We start from the raw sequence: 22,035 nt of genomic DNA, 5'->3' as shown, positions 1-22,035 counted from the left end.
GAGAACCAGCGACTAGCCCAATTTAAAGCGGTTAATCTGCCCGTTTAAGTTATTTGCTAAGTTAGCCAATTTGCTTGAAGAATCTGAAATACTTTGTGTTTGTTGCTGCGACTGACGACTTGTATCTTGGACTTCGTTTAAGCGCTGGGCTATTTCTTCGGTCACTTGAGATTGCTGCTCAGATGCAGAAGCTATGGTCATATTGGCATCAGAAATCGCTTTTGCTTGAAGGCTAATTTCATCAAGCATATGGCCTACTTTTTCTGAATTGAGCACCGCCTCTTTAATTTGCGCATCGCTTGAACGGATCCTTTGCGTTACTGCATTGGTTGCAGATTGTAATGAGTCAATTTTATCTTGGATCTCAAGGGTTGAGCTCTGTGTGCGGCTAGCCAATGTTCTTACTTCATCAGCAACCACTGCAAACCCTCTGCCTTGTTCACCCGCTCTTGCGGCTTCGATTGCAGCATTCAGTGCTAGTAAATTAGTTTGTTCGGCAATGTTACTTATTACACTTAAAATAGCAGTGACTTCATTTACTGAGGCTTCCAGCTGATTAAGATCTGTTAGCGATTTGGTTAAGGTGTCGGCCACTGACTCAACAGAGCTTACCCCTTGTTGGACAACCTGTAGGCCTTCTTTGGTTTTTTGATTAGCAGCGGTGGCACTGCTTGCCGCTTCTGCACAGTTTTGAGAAACCTCTTTTACGGCCGTTGAGTTTTCATAGACTGAGCTTGAAATTACCTCAATAGCTTGGCTTTGAATATCATTGAGTGTTTTAGCTTGCTGTGATATTTCATCTAAACTTTTCGCCGCCACTTGTGCTTGCTCTGATTGATTATGTATTTCTTTTAGAAGCTGGGAGAGCTTATCAACCATAATGTTGAAGCTGACCGCAAGTTGGCCTATTTCATCATCAGCTTTATGGTCAATATAGCGAGAGAGATCTCCTTCAGAGATACGCTTGGCCTCATTAATTAAAGCATGAGTTGCTTTAATCACTTTTTTCTCTAATTGCCAATAACACACTATCAAGGTAGCAATGATGGTTAGAACTAAAGCGGTGCTAACTAGGCTTAAAGTTACCACACGGTCATGATTATTTTTTACCTCTGCTGCACTTTTTCCCTCAATTGAATTTAAAAAGGCCTGTACAGGCTGCTGAATTTTCTCAACTTCGGCCATGTAAGCATCGTTGGTTAAAAGCGTAATAGCTTGCACCCATCTTTTATGCTCGCTGACGGTTAAGTTGTTAGTATCTCGACCAAGTAAATCACTGACTAAGCTAAATGCTTTTTCTTCTGTTTCGACTAGTTTGAGTGATAAGTCGTTGGATTTTTGTAATAAAGCCAAATCATCGGTAGCGACATTAAAGGCTTTTAAGCGCTGCACATAGTTTTTTTTCTGACCATTGAGCCAAGCTGCTTTTCCTTGAATTTGGTCAACAAGATGATGGTATTCAACTTCATAGCGAGGATCTAAGGTTACGACATGTTGACGAGCAAGCTCAGTAAGGCGAATCGAATTTGAAGATGAAAACTGAGCAAGATGGCTTAGCTCATAACGCTGTTGAGCCGACTCCATACTCTCATCTTGGCCTGATTGTAAAAATAAAATAATGAAGAGAAGTCCGGCTGCAAGGGTAATGGTTGCTGCGAAAACGGTTCTGAGTAAAAAGCGTATAGTCAAAGTATTACCCTTCATATTGAAAGTAAGTACTATTAACCATAGTACAAAATTTTTGATTCAATAAAAATTACGGGTAAGTTATTTAGAGGTGGTCATTTAAGCTTATGTTGAAAATGAAAAGGGCAGAGTCAACCACCCTTGAGTAATGCATTTATTGGTCTGCTGGATACACGACGCCAAGCTGATTTCGTGCTTCATCAAGTACAGCCATAACTTGTTTTGACAGTGTATGAGTATTAACAGATGACTCAATTTGTCCTGCATTCGCAGCTTGAATAAAGTGGCTGACCTCATGGCGCATAAAATGATCATCAAATGGCTCAGACAGTTCTTCAACCGTGCCATCGTTACCAATAAATTGCATGCGCTTTAATAATGACACCGCTTCAATACGTATTCGGCCTTTCTCACCTTGAATTTCAGTAAAATTATCGCCTTGAGAGATTTTCGAATAGCTGATCACCGCTTGCTTATCAGCGTAATTCAAAAGCACATCGCCAGCCCCATCAACACCGGTTTCAAGTAACACTCCACTGGCTTTTACACTCTGAGGCGCGCCCCATAATGCGAGTAAAATATACAGCGGATAAATACCTAAATCGACTAATGCACCGTTAGCAAATTCTGGCAAGAAGGTATTTGGGCGTTCGCCGTTTTTATATTTATCGTAACGCGATGAGTACTGACTATATTGGCCAATATATTTGCGTGGCGTGCCTATCTTTGCCATGGCACTTTTTAAGCGTGCAAAGTTTGGTAAATGGGTAGTCATCATCGCTTCCATGTATAAGCGTTGATGTGTTTTTGCTGCTTGCACGATGGCCTCAAGCTCTTTGCTATTAGCAGCCGAAGGCTTTTCACCTAAAACATGTTTACCAGCTTTTAAACACATTACAGCATAGTCTTTATGTAAGCTATTTGGTGCAGCAATGTAGACGGCATCGACTAATGGGTCTTCGCATACTTGCTCAATATTGGTAAACACTTTAGCGTTTTGAGCATCGTGCTTTATAAGGAAAGCCTCGCCTGTTTGCTGCTCTCGAGAGCATACGCCGTATAAGGAGAATTGTTCAATTTGTTTGGCTGCACTCAGTAGTGTGTCGCTTATAAAATTGGTACCTACAATCACAAAGTTCATGGTTACTCCTCGCTGTTTTGTACAAGCCATGCTTGCCAATTCTGTTCAAATTTTTCCATTTGTTTATGTTTTTTGCTTAACAAATGTTTGTCTTCATCTTCTTGGGCCATATAAGGGCCAACGCGGCATAATGCACAGTATTTTTCACCTAAATAAGCAGGAAAACTAAGCTTAGGGGTAATTTCATTGTTAGTTTTTTCGCTAAATACATAGGTAATGCCGCTAGTATCTTTAACGTGTTTATCGCGATCAACATTGCGAATTTTATAGCCCGGAAACACGCTAATATCGAATGGCATTTGGCCAAGATATTGGCAATTAAGCCCTTGATTTAAGCTGCCCTCAATATTCCATTCGCGGTAAGGTTTTACATCTTTAGAGGTGATGTAACATAACATCGGGCCGTTTTTATCTAATGCAAACTGGCTAGCGTAGTCTAGGTAGCGATGCAACAAAGCACGGTTTAATACATTCATACCCCCTTGTTGGGTGTGTGCTTTAAATGCGGCTTCACCTTTAAATGCAGGTATCAGTGGAAATTGAAAAATAACCACATCGAAACAAGCGCCATCTAAGCGCTGCCATGAGTCTGGCCTTGTTACATCAAACTCAGTGAGTGTTTCAATATTAAGTTGTTGCAAGGCGCTAAGTGCATTGTCGGCATATTTTTGTTCTATGGTGTTTGCATCATCATAAGTTGAAGCAACAAGCTTGGCTGGTTTTATATAACGAGCAACAGAGTGTGAAAATGATAAATCACCATCGCCTACCGTTAATATGCGCCAACTAGGGTCTAAATACATGGGGTTATTTGCCTTGTTCTGGCGCTATTTCAACTGAAATTTTAGGGCAAAGGGCTAAGCGAGTTTTAAGGCCTTCTATGGCTATTTGCTTAAAAATTAGATTGAAACTAATTAAAACAGCAATAACGATATGAATAGGGCCATGGGTAAAACCTGCTTCTGTATCAAAAAGCATTAAGCCGAATAACAAGAACATGGTAGCTAAAAATATTTCAATCAGCTGATTTGAATATAGCTTTAAGTTGCCTTGGTTTTTATGATCTTTTTTGATGTGAATTGCACAAAAAAATGGGATCACTTTTATTTTAAAGTGAGCGTTTTTTTCTACGTAATTTTCACCTAAGTGATCTAGTTTAGCGCGCAGTTGATCTATCATAGCAAGTCCTTAAAAAACTGAGCCGCGGATGTTACCGCAAACGCAAGAAAAGGGCTACTCAGGATAGATATTCATGCCAATTACAAATATGTGGCATACAAACACAACCGAGGTTAAAACGAATCGCATTTTTTGATAATCAACGTGATAGGTTTGCCACTGCGGTGTGCTTTTCTCAAACAACAGCACTAACCAAAAGCTCGCAGCAAGCCAAGCCAGTATCCAGCTTGACGGTAAAAAGCTTAAAAAGCCAATCGGTAAGATAGGAATAATTGCTTTAATGGCATCAGCATGCGTTTGCTGGCCTGCATGCCATAAATTACCAGCCATAAAGGCTAAAATGGCGATGCTATAAAAAGTGAAAAAGTCTAAGTTAACGGCATTACTACCTGCTATAAGCGGCCAGCCTACACAGCCTAAAAAAGGCAGTAAACCTAAGTAACCAAGTTGAATGTGATTAATAAACTTTTCCATAATGACCTTTAAACTACCTAACTGGTATAAAATAACTCGTAGATATTTTATACCAGTTAGGCGGCTAAAACGATCGCTTTATTGCTGACGTAACTCTCGACGTAGAATTTTGCCAACCGTCGATTTAGGCAATTGTTCCATAAAAATGATTGATTTAGGCACCTTATAAGCACTTAAGTTTTCGCGGCAGTAGTCACTCACTTGTTGTTCATCAACCTGCTCTTTTAAAGTAATGTAGGCACACACACGCTCACCGGTTTTTTCATCTTTTGCACCAATAACAGCCGCTTCGCAGATAGCCGGATGCTGACAAAGTATGTTTTCAACTTCGTTAGGGTACACGTTAAAACCAGAGACAATAATCATGTCTTTTAATCGGTCTACAATTTTGTAATTACCACTTGGTAGCTTCAGACCCACATCACCGGTTTTGAAAAAACCACGTTTCATGCATTTACCGGTTTCATCTTGGCGTTGCCAGTAGCCCATCATTACTTGCGGGCCTTTAACAACTATCTCGCCAGACTCACCGTCTGCAACGGGCTCATCGTTTTCATCCCAAATTTCCACGGTGGTGTTTGATAGTGGGCGACCAATGCTGCCTATTTCTTCATTTTGAAAATCGTTTAATGTCACAACAGGCGAGGTTTCTGATAAGCCATAGCCTTCTGTGATTGTACAACCTGTGGTGCTCATCCACGCATCAGCTGCAGCATGCGTTAAAGCTGCGCCTCCTGACACGGTCATTTTTAGGTTTGAAAAATTTAGAGCTTTAAACCTTGGGTGCATACACAGACCAATAAACAAGGTGTTAATCCCTGAAAAGTAATTAATATCAAAAGGTTCGATTTGTTTAACTAAGGCATCTAAATCAAGAGGGTTTGGAATAAGTACATTAAATTGCCCCATGGCAAATAAGCTAACCATGTTCACCGTAAAGGCATATATATGATAAAGCGGAAGCGGGCAAATACCGGTTTCTTGACCAGGCGTTAAAATGTTGTCAAAGCGCTCATTCATTTGCTCGGCATTGGCTAAGATGTTGCCATGACTAAGCATCGCTGCTTTGGCAACTCCTGTGGTACCGCCGGTGTATTGTAAAACAGCAATATCGTCACGACTTGCTTGATGAGCGTCAAGAGGGGCAAGTCTTTCACCTTGGCGAATGAGTTCGTTTAACGAAAATTGACTCTCTTGTAATGCTGGCTCAGCTAAAGCGGCTGCAACAATAACGGTTTTAATGGATGTATCATTAATAATTGTTGCTAATTTTTCGCTAAGGGCATCAAGAATAACAATGGTTTTCACATCTGCATCATTAAACTGGTGTAGCATTTCACGGGCAGTATAAAGCGGGTTGGTATTGACTACGATTAATCCTGCACGAAATGCTGCATAAGTTACGATAGGGTAATCAACAATATTAGGTAGTTGAATAGCAATTCTGTCTCCTGCAACAAGACCACTTTGCTGTTGAAACCACTGGGCTAAATAGCGAGATTGTTGTTCTACTTGAGAAAAAGTGAATGTTCTTCCCACACTTGTGTAGGCAGGAAAGTCAGCATAAGTCTTACAACTATGCTCAATTAATTGCGTGAGGTTATCATGTGTGTTCATGGTTATTCCTTAGCTTGTTTGACTAATGAATATATACAATTTGTTAACGTGAGACTTAGCTTTAAACGACTTGTTTTTGACTTTTTACGCCATTAATAGGAATGAAACTTGCGGTAATCTCTAGGTGGAATACCATACCAACGTTTAAAAGATCGAGTAAATTCGCTGTAATTAGAAAAGCTCAAGATATCTGATATGTTTGATAAACTGAGGCTAGACTCTGTTAAATATTGATGTGCCAAATGACAGCGTACATCATCGACTAATTCACGAAACGTTGTGCCATGCTTTGTTAAGTGGCGCTGTAAGCTACGGGTACTCATCGATAACTTTTCGGCTACAAGGTTTACCCCAAACTCCTCGTGTAGTAAGTACTGCTTGATCATCACTTCAACATGATCTGAAATATTTTCACGTTTGGTGTTTTGAATCAGCCCAAGCTGTTGGCTGAGTATAGAAAACAACTGCTTATCTGAGTTCTTAATAGCGAGTTTAAGGTATTTTTTTTCAAACACGACTGCTGTGTGTGCACAATTAAACACAGGAACTTGACCTAATGCTTGGCGATAAACACTCGGATTTTCATTACAACTATGGGGAAGTTCCAAACGGTGCAGTTTTATTTGATCATCGGTTAGTTTCTTTAATAAATTAACCCCAACACTCAGGGCTAGATCAGCGCCATGATAGACACTCACTTTTAAGCTACTACGAACTAAAAATGATAGTTTTACATAGTTTTGGTCTACTTCAAGGAGTAAATCAGCGCTATTTTGATGAATGTGATAATACTTAGTTAAATTTTTAAGTGCCAATTCAAGGGTGTCGCAATTACCCACCAAATAACCAACAGAGCCCAAAATGTTCAAGCTTTGCCAACGCCCTAATTCTAACCCAAAATAGGGCAGGTTTAGTTCTTTCGCCGTGGTCTCTAACAGTTGAATGAGTTGCTGATACTGCACAAAGCTATTGGCATCTTGTAGTTGTTTTCTGTCTAAACCAACGTGTGATAAAAGTATATCAGGGTTCACCAATTTGCTTTCGATCAGCTCAATATAGCCATGTAGAGCAGATACTCTAATTAGATCAGGTGCTTGTGTTAATCGGGGCATAGTATGCTCTTTTTTGTGTTCTGGCGTAAAAAGTAAAAAAAATTGCGTGCAAAGTAAAGTAATACAGGTCATTAAAGTTTAACAATGTATTAACGTCAACAATACGCTGATTTACTAACACGCATTAAAGAGGGCACACACATGGCATTACCAGATATTATTAATCATCAAGATTTTTTACTCACTATTCATACCAATGATGAAAAGCTAATTAAAAACGCTTTACCAGGCGTGCACATTTATCCACTCATGCTGGATTCTGAGAATGGGGTATGGGTTTTACGCGTTTTATTTGAACCGGGTACAGTTTTGCCAAAGCACTTTCACACTGGTGTTGTGCATTTATATACCATGGCGGGCAGCTGGCACTACACTGAGTACCCTGACGATTTACAAGTAGCGGGTAGCTATTTATTTGAACCAGGCGGTTCGATTCATCAATTTCAAGTCCCAGCAGACAACACTGAAGTGACCGATACCTTTATGATAGTAATGGGAGCCAATATTAACTTTGACCCAGATGGCAACTATATGAACATTATGGATGCAGGTTGGATTGAACAAGTTATGTTAGCAGCTGCAAAAGAGCAAGGAATTGAGCCTAACTACATAAAACCAAAGAGTTTATACGGTTTTAGTAAGTAATTTTATTCCCTGAAATGAAGGCCCTTGATTGCGTAAGTTATTGAGGGCTTTGTAGTTTTTGCTATTTCCAATCTTTCAATCTAAAAAATAAATCAATTTAATCTAAACAATCAATTTTATTTTAATCGCTCAGGCCTCTATTGTATTAATCAAGCAGACGCAAGGCTGCGTTAATTAAACTTTTTAAATACATCAATGAGGAATATTATGAGCACTTCATTAATTAACACAAAACTACAACCATTCAATGCAACAGCTTACCACAACGGTGACTTTGTAGAACTAACAGAAAAAGACGTGCTAGGTAAGTGGTCAATCTTCTTCTTCTACCCAGCTGACTTTACTTTCGTATGTCCTACAGAGCTTGGTGATGTTGCTGATTACTACGAGCAGCTTCAAGAAATGGGTGTTGAGGTTTACTCAGTATCAACTGACACGCACTTCACTCACAAAGCATGGCACGATACGTCTGACACAATTGGTAAAATCAAATTCCCAATGATTGGTGACCCTACAGGTCGTATTACTCGTAACTTCGGTGTGATGATTGAAGACGAAGGTCTTGCTCTTCGCGGTACATTCGTAATGAACCCTGAAGGCGAAATCAAAGTAATCGAAACTCACGACTTAGGTATCGGCCGTAGCGCGAAAGAGTTAGTACGTAAAGTACAAGCTGCACAGTACATTGCTAACCACGACGGTGAAGTATGTCCTGCATCATGGCAGCCAGGTGAAGAGACACTTGCTCCTTCACTAGACCTAGTTGGCAAAATCTAATTTGTCACAGCATTAAACGATAGCAAAGCTTTGCTTTGCTATCTCAATGCAACCTTAATTGCCCATCACAACTCATATTAAGCACATTAGCGGGTGATGGGCAGTTATCCCTAAAATTTTTCTAGATTATTGATTCTGAACTCAAGGGCTAAGCCATGTTAGATACGAATATCAAAAACCAATTAACAAGCCACTTTGCTTCTATTACCAGCCCTGTTGAGCTGCTTATCGCCTTGGATGACAGCAATAAATCAACAGAACTTAAAAACTTAGCGAACGATTTAGCATCGTTAAGCGACAAATTCTCGGTGCGAGATAACCCTAACCAAGACGTACGTCGTCCGTCTATGGTGGTATCTTCACCTATTAACAATACGCAAATCACATTTGCGGGTGTGCCTATGGGCCACGAATTCACAAGCTTGATCCTTGCACTTCTTCACACTGGAGGTCATCCAAGCAAGGCATCAGAGACTGAAATTGAACAAATTAAATCATTGCCTGGGCCACTCAACTTTGAAGTATATATTTCATTAAGTTGTCAAACATGTCCGCAAGTAGTGCAAGCACTTAACTTGATGGCGGCACACAATGAAAATATTACGGCGACTATGATTGATGGCGCCTTGTTCCAAGACGAAGTGAATGAGCGTAATGTGTTAGCAGTACCGGCTGTGTACTTAAATGGAGAGTTATTCAGCCAAGGCGCTGTTAACCTGACCGACATTCTAAATAAAGTAGATACCAAAGCGGCTGCACGCCAAGCCGAAGCACTGAACGATAAAGAGTTATTCGATGTACTTGTTGTTGGTGGTGGTCCGGCAGGGGCTTCTGCGGCAATTTATTCGGCGCGTAAAGGCTTAAATACCGGTGTTGTGGCAGAGCGTTTTGGTGGTCAGGTTTCAGACACGTTAGCAATTGAAAACTTTATCTCAGTAAAAGCGACCGAAGGTCCTAAATTAGTTGCTCAACTTGAAGAACACGTAAAAGAATACGACGTAGATGTGATGCAAAACCAACGTGCGGCATCGCTTACTAAACAAGGTAATTACCAAATCACGCTAGAAAATGGCGCGGTGTTAAATGCTAAGTCAGTGGTATTAGCAACTGGTGCACGCTGGCGTGAAATGAATGTACCCGGTGAAAAAGAGTATCGCGGTCATGGCGTTGCTTACTGCCCTCACTGCGATGGCCCGTTATTTAAAGGTAAAGCGGTTGCGGTTATCGGTGGTGGTAACTCAGGTATTGAAGCGGCAATCGACCTTGCAAACATTGTTGAGCATGTCACTGTGCTCGAATTTGCTGATACCTTACGTGCTGACGAAGTACTTATTCGCAAAGCAAATAGCTTAAACAACATTACGATTATCAAAAACGCGCAAACAACAGAAGTTGTTGGTGATGGTAAACGAGTAACAGGCTTAAGCTATATTGACCGCATCTCTGGCGATGAAAAATCACTTGAGCTTGCAGGTATCTTTGTGCAAATCGGCTTGGTGCCAAACACTGAATGGTTAAAAGATTCAGAACTAGCACTGACTCGCTTTGGCGAAATCGAAATAGACAGCAAAGGTGCAACATCATTACCGGGTGTTTACGCGGCAGGCGATGCAACAACAACGCCGTTTAAGCAAATCATTATTGCCATGGGCAGTGGTGCAACGGCAAGTTTAGGTGCATTTGATTACTTAATTCGCCACAGCGATGAGATTCAAAACACCGAAGATGCAGCTTAATTAGCGACTCTTGATTAGGCAGCTCACACCCATAGCTGCCGCTTTAAAGCCGCCCTCTCCAAAGGCGGCTTTGTTTTATTCATCGAGCTACTGATACTGTGCTGCAGTTATAAATTCCTCAAAACTTTCACACCAAATAATCACAGTATTGTAATCGCTGACATCAATACCTTGTGGCACAACTAATTTAAAGCCGTTGAACGAACGCACCCCTGCAACACGCTGCATGGTGCCTTTTTGTGCTAAAAAATCGGCTTCGTTATCAATAAAGTTTCGCGATAGATAAAGTTGATAGTCAGGCCCTGGTGATAACGTGCCTTGCATAGAAATAGCATCATTCGTTAGATACACCATACCATCACCATAATGAAGGCGATCTGAGCCTTTAAGATCAGGTTTAAACTCTGCACTAAACAGAGCTCTCGTTTGATGTTGTTCAAGAGTCTTGATTTCAGGGGCTGGTTGCTCAGTTAAAATTGGCAAACTGTATATCCCAGCCATAAAGCCCGCAGCAAAAATAGCCAATGCTATGATGAAAATTAACAGTGCTTTTAGCATTATTATTCCCTATTTTTTAAGTTTATGATGTGGCGTTGACTTAAAGAAAATTGCTTTTCAACATCACCAAAGTGTTGTAAATAAAGCTGCTCAAGTTCACCCGATTGCTGTATCTTTTGCATGCCTTGTTCTAGCAAATCCCTAATATTTTGATTTTCTTTACTTAAGTAAAAGTAATAGTCATTGGGGTATTGCAACATAATGTCTGGCGCAATGACAAAGTTTGTTTGTTGTAGTCGCTGAAGTTCTACACCTATTGCTAATGCAGAACGAGGAAAGTAATCTGCTAGACCACTTTCAAGTGCTTTGACCATTCCTGCGTAATCAAGCTCTCCATTTACAGATAAACCATTTGCTTTTAGCACATCATAATCTGACCAGCTTTGTTGTTGCACTGCAAGTAGCGGCCTTAATTGTTCCAAGTTTTTGATAGCTTTAAATTTTAGTTGCTCTTTTTTATGAATAATTAGTAGCCGCTTACCGTGTAAGCCCTTATAAATAGGAATAGTTGTTTTTACTAAGGTATTACTTAACTGAGAAGGTAAAGATAGCCAGGCGAGAGTTATGGCTTTGTTGTGGCTAAGTTGCTCTACTATTCGTTTATCATTCATTGGTTGCGAATCATATCGGATGATAATATCAGCATTTACCGCGGCAAAGCTTTTCGTAAGTATTTTATGAATGTATTGCTGTTTGACTGCATCAGTATAAATAGGTTTAGCAAGTTGGATTACAATTTGACTTTGCGCGATTGCGTAAGAACAATGCAAAGCTAAAAATAATAAAAACAGGCGCCAAATTGTAGTCATTTATTAGGTTCTCTGTGTGCAAAGTAATCAGTTGCCCATCATACTTTGAATACATGGACCTGTTGCTGTAATCGCGACGCTAATGAAGCTAATTCTTGACTTGCTTGAGCGTTTTGCTGCGAGCTTTCGCTAACTAGTGAAATACTACTGCTAAATTCATTGATATTACAACTAAGTTCGTTGGCAACGATTGTTTGCTCATCTGTTGCGGTAGAAACTTCGTTGTTCATATCGGCAATAAGTGCCATTTCTTGAGTGATTTCAGTCAGTAATTGTGATGAGCGTTCTGCGTATTCAACACTTTGTTTAGCACTTTCGTCGGCATTGCCCATGGCGGTCACTGCTTGCTGCGCCATTGCTTGTAGTTTACTGATCATTTCGTTAATACTCGCTGTGGCTTTTTGCGTGTTGTGCGCAAGTTGCCTTACTTCATCAGCCACCACAGCGAAACCGCGACCCGACTCACCTGCGCGTGCTGCTTCAATGGCCGCATTTAACGCAAGTAAATTGGTTTGTTCAGCAACCCCTTGAATCATCATTACCACTTGGTTGATATCTGTTGATTGTGTATTTAACTCATTGATAAGTTGAGTATTGGTATTAACTATATGCGACAAGTGGTTAATTGCATCGATATTTTCTTGTACAGACTGTTGGCCAAGCTTCGCTGTCTTATCTGTGTGGGTGGCTTTTTCTGAAGTCGCAAGCGCATTAGCTGCAACTTGTTCAATAGCACTGCTCATTTGCGTAATAGCAGTAGCAATCATTGCCGATTGTTGTTCTTGTTCAGTGGCAGTGCTGGCAACTTGGTCGCTAATTGAGTTCATTTGCTCAGCGGCAGATGAGAGAGTAAGTGTTGCGCTGGTTACATCATTTACAAGAGCATGAATGCGCTCCATCATAGCGTTAAAGTGGTTTGCTGCTTGAGCTATTTCATCATTACCATGGGTTTTTGCGCGGAGCCGTAAATCAGCGTTTTCAGAGATTGATCCTATTGTTTCGCTCAGCGATAACAGAGGGTTGTGAATAGAACGATAAATAACAAAAGCGATAAACAACAAGATAATAATTAAAATAGTTATCGAAGCTGTCATTGCGATAGTGACTTGGGAAAAGTCTTTATCTGCCGCATTTTTAAATTTGTTGGCTTCATTGATCTGTAAATTAATCAGACCTTGATAACTTTCACTGAGAGGGTCAAACACGTCGTAAAGTTCTTTTACAAACACCTCATTAGGGATCGCTTTTAGCTGGTTACTGTTAACTTGGTTTAAAAACCTGCTAAGTTCACTTTCGACTACAGAGAGATTCTTTTCAACAATATTAACTAAGCGTTGTTCTTCGGAAGTGAGTTTTGTTGCTAAATAGCTTTTCCATTTATTGTCAGCAACATTCTTTGCGTTTTCAACTGCGGCTAGAAAGTCAGCTTTGGAGATTTGATCAGCGCGGTATTTATGAAATAAATCAACAATGTTAACAGCGTAATTGTCCGATACTGTTTTTATTTGCTCTAACGGAAGTACTCTGTCTCTATACAAACTATCAATTCCTTTGACCATATTAGACATCATCGACATCGTGAAAATAGATGTGATCACAAAAACAGCAACTGGTAACAAAGCTAAGACAGCTAATCTCGTACGAACAGTGTAGTTATTTAACATGAGCGAGCAAACTTTTGTAGGGACTTATTATTAAAACTAATAGAGAAATGGTTTTAAGCAAGTTTTTGCAATTGTTTGATGGGTTTTTCTTTTGATAGACCTCATTTAGTTAGTAAAGTCACCATATGCAGCCTTTATATTGTAGGCAACAAAGCCAATTTTCACGTTGGCTTTGTTTTGTTCCTATTTTTACATTAATGGCCGCGATTAGGCATTTGCCTTGGTATCTGTCTTTGTGTATTGCGGCGCATTTGTTGACGCTGCATACCTTGCTGACGTGCTCTGTTCGCGCGATTTAATTGCTGCATACGATTTTGCTGCCTGTTTTGCATATGCTGACGCTGCTGTAATGCTTGTTTCGCTTTACTTTTATCTATGCTTTGCAATTTATTTTGCACTTGCTGGCGGTCAATGTTTTGCGCCCGATCTTTGATTTGTTGCTGTTTATCAGAAGGTAATGTTTGCCATTTTCCCTCAACACGTTGTTGCCATTTATCGGCATCATGCTTGAGCACGTTTCCATTTTTATCCGCAAACACGTTGTTTGCCTTATCGCGTTGGCTGATGGCGGTTTTTAAATCGCGTTTCACTTGCTGCTTTGAGGCAAGACGAGATTTACTTTTATCGCGTTTATAAATGTTATGTCTTGGTTGTTTATTAAGATGACCTGGTTTATGGCCGACATTAATCTTGTTACCTATATTGATGTTGCCATTATTAATAATAACAGGGCCGCGGTAACCACCGCCATACCAGCCATTACAGCAATGATAAGGTCGGTAATTTGTTGGCCAGCCGACATGCCAATTCATACCTAGATTCAAAAAGCCATTGCTCCAGCTCAAGCCAAACGACCACCCCGTCCAGTTGTTATAGCCAATATTAAAACCCCAAGTCGGTGGGCGAGGGTAGTAGTAGCCACCGCCCCAGTATGGCGGGTAATACCAACCCGTTCCATACACTGGCACGCCATAATAAGGGTATGACCACATGTAACCTGGGTAATAACCAACATACACCACCTCAGGAGTTGACTCGTATACCTCGACGTAAGTGACGTTGTAAACGGGGGAGCTTGGAGGAATTTTTGCTATGTCGTCTTTTGGAATGCTATCAGCAACAAGCCAAGGCCCTTGTGCGGAATCTGCCTTAAACCACACCGCATTATCGACTGCATAATATTTGCCTTTAATTTGCAGCACTTGTGCATCGGTATTAATAGCATAAGAAACTTGCGTGCCCGGGATACGTTCAAACTTAGGTTTGCCATCATAGTACACAGTTAAACTGGTATCTTTACGGCTGATAGCCGCTGTTTGCGGCACTTTTGCATCTAGTACAGCTTCCTCAGCTTCTTCTGTGCCGGCAACTGAAACTCTGAGGCCAGCTAAATCTGATTCAGGTGGAATATTGGCAAAGCTCTCTGGAAGTTCATCGCCACGAACAAATGTCCATGGGCCTGTTTGTTGTTTTGCGCGATACCAACGCCCAGATAACAAGACATACATGTTATTCGTTTGCATTTCACGTAGCCACGGGGTTTCAGTGTTAAACACATACATGAGCTCGCCACCGGTTAAGCTTTTCCATTTAGCTGCGCCATCAGTTGCAATAAGTTCGGTGGGTTTAGTGGCTACAACAATGGCTGGTGGCGCACTAAGACCTGAACTTTCAGTATCTTTAGGGAGCATTTTTACAAGTTCGGTCGGTGGCGTTTGAGTGAATTCATAAGGCCCTTTGGCTTGTTTTGCCTGATACCAAAATTGCCCATCGGTGAGATAACAAAGTTTACTTTTGCTATCTTTAATCACTGCCATGGCGGTGTTTAAAGCACGCTCATATTGGCTGTTTTCAACTTTACTAAACTTAGGTTCACCATCAAAACTCAGCAGTACCGACAGTTGCTCTTTGAATATAATCGTTGGAGGATCGGTTTTTAATTGCGTTAAACTCTGCTCTGCTGCTTCTGCACTTTCAAGGCTGGCGGTGAGTTGCGAAAGCGAGGTTTCGAATTGGCTGGCTTTTATTGCTTCATTAACGACAGCAGTAAATTTTTGTTCTCCAGCATCTTTTGACTCAGGCCAGCGTACATCGGTAACTGTCATATTGCGAACGGTGACGGTATCGTTTTCGCGGTCAGTATCTAATTTAGCTCTAAACCAAAACACGCCGAAAACAGCATCATTGCCTGAAAGCGAAAAAGACATTGCTGCACGGGCTGTTAAGGTATTACCGTTTAGTTTCTCGGGTTGTGGCTGGTAAACAATGAGTGTGCCTTGGTTTGTTTTTACTTGTTGAGGCCACTCAATAGCTTTGCTAAAAAATGAACATAAACATAAAGAAGAGAGTATTAATACCCTCAAGGCAGTGATAAAAGGTAGGAAGAGTTTCATGGTCAATCCTTGGCTAACGTAACTCTTTAAATTATAGCCAATGGCATCGAAAACGCTTGAAAACAGCGCCTATTTTTAAAGCGTTAGCTTAGGCGACTTGAGTTAAAAATTGCGAGCCCGCATTTAAGCCCATTTCATAGCCTGCACTGAGTTTTTCAAATGATTTCGTTGTTCGACCAACAGCAAAGTCGGGTGGTGGTGCAATAATATTAATTTTACAATCGCTTGGTGGGTTGGCAATAAAATCAATACTTTGATTGTAATTTTCTGCACGTCTTAAGGTGGCTTCTGCTAATGCCGGGGTGTTCTTATAAAGACGTTTAACAAACCACGGCGCTTTTGAAGGCTTTTTCTTATAGCCAAGAGGCTGAGATAAAATCACGGTGATTTCTTTATTGCCCATTTCGTATGCTTTACGAATTGGAATCGAATCTGCCACGCCGCCATCAGTGAGTTGTAAATTATCGATAACGGGAAATTCTCGATAAGCAATGGGTAGTGCGCATGAGGCTTTTAATTGCTCTTCAAGAAGTGTTGTACTTGCTTTTAAATACTCAGCCTGACCAGTTTTTATATTGGTTGTGACAATATAAAACTCACTGGCTTGTTTTTCGAAAGTGTCGAGATCAAGGCGAATATCACGCATGGTTTCTTGCCACAGCCAGTCTAAATCAAATAGGTGGCCACCTCTAATAAATCGAACAAAGTCGATGAACTCAGGTCTGCAAGAGTAATCGGTGATCACCGCATGGTTACGTTTGTATTGCGCACACAAATAAGCGGCAATGTTAGTGGCTCCGGCAGAAACACCATAGCATTGAGTAAAAGGTTGGTAATTAGCTTGAATAAAAGAATCCAGTACGCCAGTGGCAAAAATACCACGCATTGCGCCACCTTCTACAACGAGAGCCCTGTTATTGTTCATTATCGCAACCTTGCTTGTAACCGTGAATGCTTCTAACCATAGCAAACACGGTTACAAAACGAAATAGAGTTTTGACTCTAAATGAAGTTTGACGCTAGCTGAGTTATATCGCCTCTACCCAAAGTACACCGACTTGTTTATCGGTGACTTTTACTGTGCTACCCGCCGCAATGGGAAAGTGACTTTTTAATTGCCATGTAATCCCCGAATACTGATGCGTGGTTAAACCTTTATCATCAACATCAGCGTTAACGACAAAGGTAAGTTCAGCAAAATCGCTATGTATTGGTTTTGTATCGGTTTTATCTTGCATGCGTTTGAGTGGTTTCCAAAGCACGAGTGCAAAACCAAGAGTAAATACAATATTGCTCCAAAGCGCGGTGGTGTAACTTGTATCAAGTAGGCCTATATTCATTAGTAAGCCACTGGCAAATAAAGATAAGCCTAAAAACAGTAATACATAAGTACTCATACCTAGTACAGCAACTTCAACAATGAGCGCGATAACACCAATAATCATCAGTGCTTCGGCTAAATGGGTATCTAAAAATGCCATTAGCTCACCTAACTTTGTTGCTTTTTATTCAAAGAGTTAATAATAGACATGCCTTGAGCTACAAGCGAGCTTGCATCTGTGCCACTCTCTGGCAGTAATACCACAGATGACTCACGAGCAATGGCTTCTTTAGCGGCAATGGCTTTAGTAGCAAGGTCAAGTTGAATTGCTTTTTGGCCTTGCTCTGTATCGGCGGCTTCACCTACTTTACGTAGTGCATCTGCTTGTGCTTCAGCAACGGCGATAATCGCTTTTGCTTCACCTTCAGCGCGTAAAATTTGCTCGGCTTTTTCAGCTTCTGCTGCAAGGACTTGGGCTTGCTTTTTACCTTCTGCCACATTGATAGCAGACTGACGATCACCTTCTGATTCTAAAATTTGTGCACGTTTTACACGTTCTGCTTTCATTTGTGCTTCCATCGCTTCCATGACAGAGTTAGGTGGCACAATATCTTTAATCTCGTAACGTAAAACCTGAATACCCCAAGGCTCAGAAGCTTGGTTAATCGCGGTAACTATGTTGGTGTTTAACATGTCACGCTCTTCAAAGGTTTTATCTAGCTCCATTTTGCCAAGCTCAGAGCGCATTGTTGTTTGTGATAGTTGAGTAACCGCAAACACATAGTCATCAACACCATACGTGGCTTTATAAGGGTCAAGCACACGGAAATACAGCACACCATCGACGATGAGCGAGATATTATCTTTCGTGATCGCAGACTGCGAAGGTACATCTTGCGCTTGTTCTTTTAAACTGCGATCAGCGGCTATACGGTCAATAAATGGCACAATAAAGTTTAAGCCCGCTTCTTTGGTTGAATGGTATTTACCAAAGCGTTCGATTAACCAAGCACGGTTTTGTGGCACAAATTTAACGCTGCTTTTTAGTAGCACTAAAACAAAAATTAGAAGAAAGACTTCTACATTTAACAACAGGTCTAAAATGCTAGAAATGGGATCCATGTACTTTCCTTAGATACAATTAAAATTATTTTTCACAGCTCAGATTACCACCACAAAGCAACCTGCGCCAATGATTTATAAGGCTAAATTAGCGAGTAATAGTAACAGCATATGTCACTACATTCAGAAAACTAGACATCAGATAGATAGATTTTAAGCAGTTTATAGCCATTAACTACATTGGTACTTTGCTCGCATATCTGCCACAACTTTAATTAGAAATTGTTCAAGCGCATTTAGATCTATATCGCTGAGTTTATTAATGTAAAGGCAAGATTTAGCGTGCTTTATTTTGCCTAGCGTTAAAAGTTCATCACTGAAAGTGCTAAACCCTTGCATTACATATAGGGTTAAATTACTTTTTCGCGGCGAAAAGCCAGTCATCAACCAGTTGTATTCACCTTTTGAGTTGCGATAACTGTAGTTACCAAAACCGATGATTGAGTCGCCCCACATGACGGGAGTTTGTTTGGTTACTTTACTAAATAGTTCGAGTAATACGTTTGCATCTGCCTTTCTGGTTGGATGTTCAATACGGCTAATAAATGTATCTACATTGGCATCATTGGGTTGTGTTTTTAATTCGCTCATTAAATTTTTGTCCTAAAAACTAACAATTAGCATGGTGAGGCAAAGTTCGTTTTATAAGGTACATTTTTTGGTCAGCTTGTGCGACAATTTCATTGGCCGATTTTTGAGTTCCAAAAAACATAGTAACCCCAACACTCGCAGAGCCGAAGTAATTGACATTTTGGTATATAAATTGGGTTTCAATTGCTGATTGTAGTTTATCGGCAACACGATGAGCGTTTTTTTTGGCGGCTTGTTCATCACGGCCAAGCCTTTCAAGCATGATTACGAATTCATCCCCGCCGATGCGCGCTAAACAGTCTTTGTCGCGAACGACCGCTTTCATCCTGTTAGCAACTTCTATAAGGTATGCATCTCCAATGAGATGACCATATTGGTCGTTTAACTCTTTAAACTTGTTAAGATCGATAAAGATGACAGCACCATAGTTTAGGTCTTGTTTACTAACTTGTAACGCAAGTGATAGGCGAGAATAAAAATATCGGCGGTTTAAGAGTTTTGTTAAAGGATCTGTAGATGCATCATAGAGGAGCTGTTTTTCAAGTTGTTTTCGTTCAGTAATATCTGTCGAAATACCTAAAATCCCAATAACCTTATTTGGCTCTGTGTCACAAAAAATTGGAGTTTTTACTTCCCAAAAAATATATTTGTTTCCATCAGGGAAATTTAACTCCACTTCTTCTCGGGTGCGCTCTCCTTTGATCACACGCGAATCGATTTTAGCTAGTTTCTTAACATCATTAAGCGCAAAGAAATCTTTATCGCTTTTGAATTGAAGTTCCTGCTCTGTGCACGCCAGTAGACTGAGTGTAAGTTTATTAGCATATACATAATGGGATAGTTCGTTTTTTATATAAACGTATGCAGGTACGTTATCAAGTGCAAACTTTAATTCAGCAATATGGACAGGCAGTTTAGTGTTAGTAAGTTCGGCCACAATATGTCCTTATATGACAAGCCATAAATTGATAGTGAATGAAAAAATGCTATTAAACAAGACTGACCACAGTGTTAATCTCACAACTAATAATTTAGGTATAGTTTTGAAAAATAAATAGAAAATTATTAGTTAAGATGGTTGATGAACTTTGTTATTACTTTTGGGTGATGTGCTCTTCATGCTAAAAACATCCTTGTTTTTAGTCATCACTTTTGGCTTTTAAGCTTTGTTGAGAATGGCAAGCTGCTTTGTATGATGCGCGCTAAATAAGCGACAAAAAATATAACCCGTTACAAACATTGATAAGCTATATGTTGCACCAGGTATTGCCATCGCGGCATTATTGATTAAGGTACTTGCAATTAAAATGGCAAGGGTGCCATTTTGTAGCCCAACTTCAACCGCAATGCTCATTTGTTGCTTGTGATCTAAGCCCGATATTTTTGCAAAAAACAGCCCTAGTAACAGCGTGCTGAGGTTTAATGTCAGCGTTGCAATGCCACTAGTCGCAAAAAAGCTCAGCATTTGGTCAGCATTTTTATGAATAATGCTGAGCACTATCACAATTAAGAATACACTCGAAAAACGACGAATAAAGGGTTCTATTTTCAAGCTCAAATGGGGTTTAAAGTGATTAAATACCATTCCTAAGCAAACAGGAAGTACCGTTATCATTAGCATTTGCACTATGGTTTTAATCACTGGCAAAGCGAATTCGTGACCCGGCACACTCAATGTTTGCATGGCAAAATGCATAATTAGTGGCAAGGTAAACGGTGAGATAAATGTTGCTAACGTTGTTAGACTTATTGATAGCGCAACATCCCCTTTGAATAAATAGGTATAGAGATTTGAAGTCACACCACCCGGGCAGCAAGCCACTAAGATCAGGCCTATAGCGAGCTCAGGGGTTAGGGTAAAACTCATTGCTATTAAAAACGCAACGCTTGGCAATAACAGTAGTTGGCAGCTTAAGCCTATTGAAAGTGCTTTGGGGCTAATAAATAATGCCCCGAAGTCTTGCTTTTTTAGCCCTAACCCCATGCCAAACATGATGATAAATAGTGCTAAAGGCAGCACTATTTTAGTCATGATATCAATTTGCATGGTGTATCCTTATTGATCGTAACCCGGGCTTTTATTGTCGAGTAAGCGCAGCAGGGCAGGCCAAGCAATTGCGCCACCCAATCCCTTTGTAGCAACCTCAGTTTGCCCTTTGATACCATCAATAATCGCGCTAGGTACTTGTACGAGTTGTTCGGTATTTTGTGACGTACGAGTTTGTACAGCGCATGCCGCTTCAAAAACATACATAAACAAAAATGCATCAGCGACCGTTTTACCCACAGTTAATAGGCCATGATTACGTAGCATTAAAAAGTTATTAGAACCTAGGTCATTCACTAAACGGTCTTGTTCTGCAGGATTAAGAGCAATACCTTCGTAGTCGTGATAACCCAGACCTGAGTGCACAACAACAGCTTGCTGAGAGATAGGCAATAAGCCGTCTTTGTTGGCAGACACTGCCGTGCCATTGAGTGAGTGGGTGTGAATAATGCAATGGGCATCATCACGCGCCATATGAATACAGCTATGAATATTAAACCCCGCAGGGTTAACTGGGTATTCGCTGTCATGCAGCTTATTACATTGTTGATCTACTTTGATAAGACTTGATGCGGTAATTTCGTGAAACATCATGCCATACGGGTTTATCAAAAACTCGTTGTCTGTGCCGGGAACGCGCATTGAAATATGGGTAAAAATTAAATCATCCCAGCCATATAAAGCCACTAGGCGATACGCGGCAGCGAGCTCAACACGGGCTTGCCATTCTTGTTCTGATACTGTGTGTTTCATGGTCATGGTGTTTTCCTAAAATGGTACTTTGCGAATAATAATGTCTTTAAACATCACCCAATCACCAATAAAGCTATAAAAAGGGTGTGTAAAAGTAGCGGGGCGATTTTTCTCAAAAAAGAAATGACCAACCCAAGCAAAGCCATAGCCCACAACAGGGCATAAAATTAACCAGCTATATTGCTGCTGATAAATAGCGGTAAACAAAATAGCCAAAACAACCCAACTGCCAAAGAAGTGTAAGCGTCGACAGACTTTATTTTTATGTTCTTGTAAGTAGTAAGGGTAAAACTCTTTAAAGCTCGCGAACTCGCGTTTACTTGCTACAGTGCCCATATTGTTGTCTCCGTTGTTAATTACAGGTTAACAATAGGCTTTTATTCTTTTATTTACTTGATAGTATAGGTCAT

General features: G+C 40.5%; 22 protein-coding genes. 3 read left to right on the top strand and 19 right to left on the bottom strand.

Features of this window, described 5'->3' with window-relative positions:
- Positions 1 to 12: 12 nt before the first annotated feature.
- The 7 genes from CWB80_RS13120 to CWB80_RS13090 all read right to left on the bottom strand — a co-directional run bounded on the left by CWB80_RS13120 (position 13) and on the right by CWB80_RS13090 (position 7,209).
- The gene (locus CWB80_RS13120) at positions 13 to 1,689 is read right to left on the bottom strand and encodes a methyl-accepting chemotaxis protein (protein ID WP_171041530.1); all 1,677 of its coding nucleotides are present in this window, start codon (positions 1,687 to 1,689) and stop codon (positions 13 to 15) included.
- Between the two features lie 151 nt (positions 1,690 to 1,840).
- A complete protein-coding gene (locus tag CWB80_RS13115; RefSeq protein ID WP_138599402.1) occupies positions 1,841 to 2,827 on the bottom strand; it encodes a Gfo/Idh/MocA family protein in 987 nt (328 codons plus the stop codon).
- 2 nt (positions 2,828 to 2,829) lie between these two features.
- Positions 2,830 to 3,630, bottom strand: a complete 801-nt coding sequence (locus tag CWB80_RS13110; RefSeq protein ID WP_054553964.1) for a class I SAM-dependent methyltransferase — start codon at positions 3,628 to 3,630, stop codon at positions 2,830 to 2,832.
- A 4-nt stretch (positions 3,631 to 3,634) separates the two neighbouring features.
- A complete protein-coding gene (locus CWB80_RS13105) occupies positions 3,635 to 4,006 on the bottom strand; it encodes a hypothetical protein (protein ID WP_054553963.1) in 372 nt (123 codons plus the stop codon).
- Positions 4,007 to 4,060: 54 nt separating this feature from the next.
- Positions 4,061 to 4,480: a DUF3429 domain-containing protein gene (locus CWB80_RS13100; RefSeq protein ID WP_054553962.1), complete on the bottom strand. Its 420-nt coding sequence runs from the start codon at positions 4,478 to 4,480 to the stop codon at positions 4,061 to 4,063.
- Positions 4,481 to 4,558: 78 nt separating this feature from the next.
- On the bottom strand, positions 4,559 to 6,097 hold the full coding sequence (locus tag CWB80_RS13095; protein ID WP_138599403.1) for a long-chain-fatty-acid--CoA ligase: 1,539 nt from the start codon (positions 6,095 to 6,097) through the stop codon (positions 4,559 to 4,561).
- 92 nt (positions 6,098 to 6,189) lie between these two features.
- Positions 6,190 to 7,209 (bottom strand): AraC family transcriptional regulator, encoded by a 1,020-nt coding sequence (locus CWB80_RS13090; protein WP_171041529.1) that lies wholly within the window; start codon positions 7,207 to 7,209, stop codon positions 6,190 to 6,192.
- Between the two features lie 141 nt (positions 7,210 to 7,350).
- Here CWB80_RS13090 and CWB80_RS13085 point away from each other — a divergent pair, with 141 nt between their 5' ends.
- The 3 genes from CWB80_RS13085 to ahpF all read left to right on the top strand — a co-directional run bounded on the left by CWB80_RS13085 (position 7,351) and on the right by ahpF (position 10,367).
- A complete protein-coding gene (locus CWB80_RS13085; protein ID WP_054553959.1) occupies positions 7,351 to 7,854 on the top strand; it encodes a 2,4'-dihydroxyacetophenone dioxygenase family protein in 504 nt (167 codons plus the stop codon).
- Between the two features lie 207 nt (positions 7,855 to 8,061).
- Positions 8,062 to 8,631: an alkyl hydroperoxide reductase subunit C gene (gene ahpC, locus CWB80_RS13080; RefSeq protein ID WP_054553958.1), complete on the top strand. Its 570-nt coding sequence runs from the start codon at positions 8,062 to 8,064 to the stop codon at positions 8,629 to 8,631.
- 155 nt (positions 8,632 to 8,786) lie between these two features.
- Positions 8,787 to 10,367: an alkyl hydroperoxide reductase subunit F gene (ahpF, locus tag CWB80_RS13075; protein ID WP_138599405.1), complete on the top strand. Its 1,581-nt coding sequence runs from the start codon at positions 8,787 to 8,789 to the stop codon at positions 10,365 to 10,367.
- An 87-nt stretch (positions 10,368 to 10,454) separates the two neighbouring features.
- Here ahpF and CWB80_RS13070 read toward each other — a convergent pair whose 3' ends face one another.
- From CWB80_RS13070 to CWB80_RS13015, 12 genes are all read right to left on the bottom strand, one after another.
- Positions 10,455 to 10,925 (bottom strand): DM13 domain-containing protein, encoded by a 471-nt coding sequence (locus CWB80_RS13070; RefSeq protein WP_138599406.1) that lies wholly within the window; start codon positions 10,923 to 10,925, stop codon positions 10,455 to 10,457.
- Between the two features lie 2 nt (positions 10,926 to 10,927).
- Positions 10,928 to 11,734: a substrate-binding periplasmic protein gene (locus CWB80_RS13065; RefSeq protein WP_054553955.1), complete on the bottom strand. Its 807-nt coding sequence runs from the start codon at positions 11,732 to 11,734 to the stop codon at positions 10,928 to 10,930.
- A gap of 38 nt (positions 11,735 to 11,772) precedes the next feature.
- Positions 11,773 to 13,398: a methyl-accepting chemotaxis protein gene (locus tag CWB80_RS13060; protein ID WP_054553954.1), complete on the bottom strand. Its 1,626-nt coding sequence runs from the start codon at positions 13,396 to 13,398 to the stop codon at positions 11,773 to 11,775.
- Positions 13,399 to 13,592: 194 nt separating this feature from the next.
- Positions 13,593 to 15,791, bottom strand: coding sequence for a DUF3300 domain-containing protein (locus CWB80_RS13055; RefSeq protein WP_138599407.1), 2,199 nt, complete (start codon positions 15,789 to 15,791; stop codon positions 13,593 to 13,595).
- An 88-nt stretch (positions 15,792 to 15,879) separates the two neighbouring features.
- Positions 15,880 to 16,716 carry a patatin-like phospholipase family protein gene (locus tag CWB80_RS13050; protein WP_138599408.1) on the bottom strand — a complete coding sequence of 279 codons (837 nt, stop codon included), beginning with the start codon at positions 16,714 to 16,716 and terminating at the stop codon, positions 15,880 to 15,882.
- Between the two features lie 103 nt (positions 16,717 to 16,819).
- Complete coding sequence (locus CWB80_RS13045) at positions 16,820 to 17,272, bottom strand: NfeD family protein (RefSeq protein WP_138599409.1); 453 nt, start codon at positions 17,270 to 17,272, stop codon at positions 16,820 to 16,822.
- Positions 17,273 to 17,280: 8 nt separating this feature from the next.
- Complete coding sequence (locus CWB80_RS13040; RefSeq protein WP_130052753.1) at positions 17,281 to 18,234, bottom strand: SPFH domain-containing protein; 954 nt, start codon at positions 18,232 to 18,234, stop codon at positions 17,281 to 17,283.
- Between the two features lie 171 nt (positions 18,235 to 18,405).
- On the bottom strand, positions 18,406 to 18,825 hold the full coding sequence (locus CWB80_RS13035; protein ID WP_138599410.1) for a DUF1801 domain-containing protein: 420 nt from the start codon (positions 18,823 to 18,825) through the stop codon (positions 18,406 to 18,408).
- Positions 18,826 to 18,844: 19 nt separating this feature from the next.
- A complete protein-coding gene (locus tag CWB80_RS13030; protein ID WP_138599411.1) occupies positions 18,845 to 19,762 on the bottom strand; it encodes a sensor domain-containing protein in 918 nt (305 codons plus the stop codon).
- Positions 19,763 to 19,984: 222 nt separating this feature from the next.
- Entirely contained in the window at positions 19,985 to 20,872 is an 888-nt protein-coding gene (locus tag CWB80_RS13025) for a bile acid:sodium symporter family protein (RefSeq protein ID WP_138599412.1), read from the bottom strand.
- Between the two features lie 9 nt (positions 20,873 to 20,881).
- A complete protein-coding gene (locus CWB80_RS13020; protein ID WP_212751202.1) occupies positions 20,882 to 21,631 on the bottom strand; it encodes a class II aldolase/adducin family protein in 750 nt (249 codons plus the stop codon).
- A 9-nt stretch (positions 21,632 to 21,640) separates the two neighbouring features.
- Positions 21,641 to 21,961 carry an Mpo1-like protein gene (locus CWB80_RS13015; protein WP_054553946.1) on the bottom strand — a complete coding sequence of 107 codons (321 nt, stop codon included), beginning with the start codon at positions 21,959 to 21,961 and terminating at the stop codon, positions 21,641 to 21,643.
- Positions 21,962 to 22,035 lie beyond the last annotated feature (74 nt).

The sequence above is a fragment of the Pseudoalteromonas sp. S1650 genome, from assembly GCF_005887195.1.
Taxonomy (GTDB): Bacteria; Pseudomonadota; Gammaproteobacteria; order Enterobacterales; family Alteromonadaceae; genus Pseudoalteromonas; species Pseudoalteromonas simplex.
This window is presented reverse-complemented; position numbering and strand designations above follow the sequence as displayed.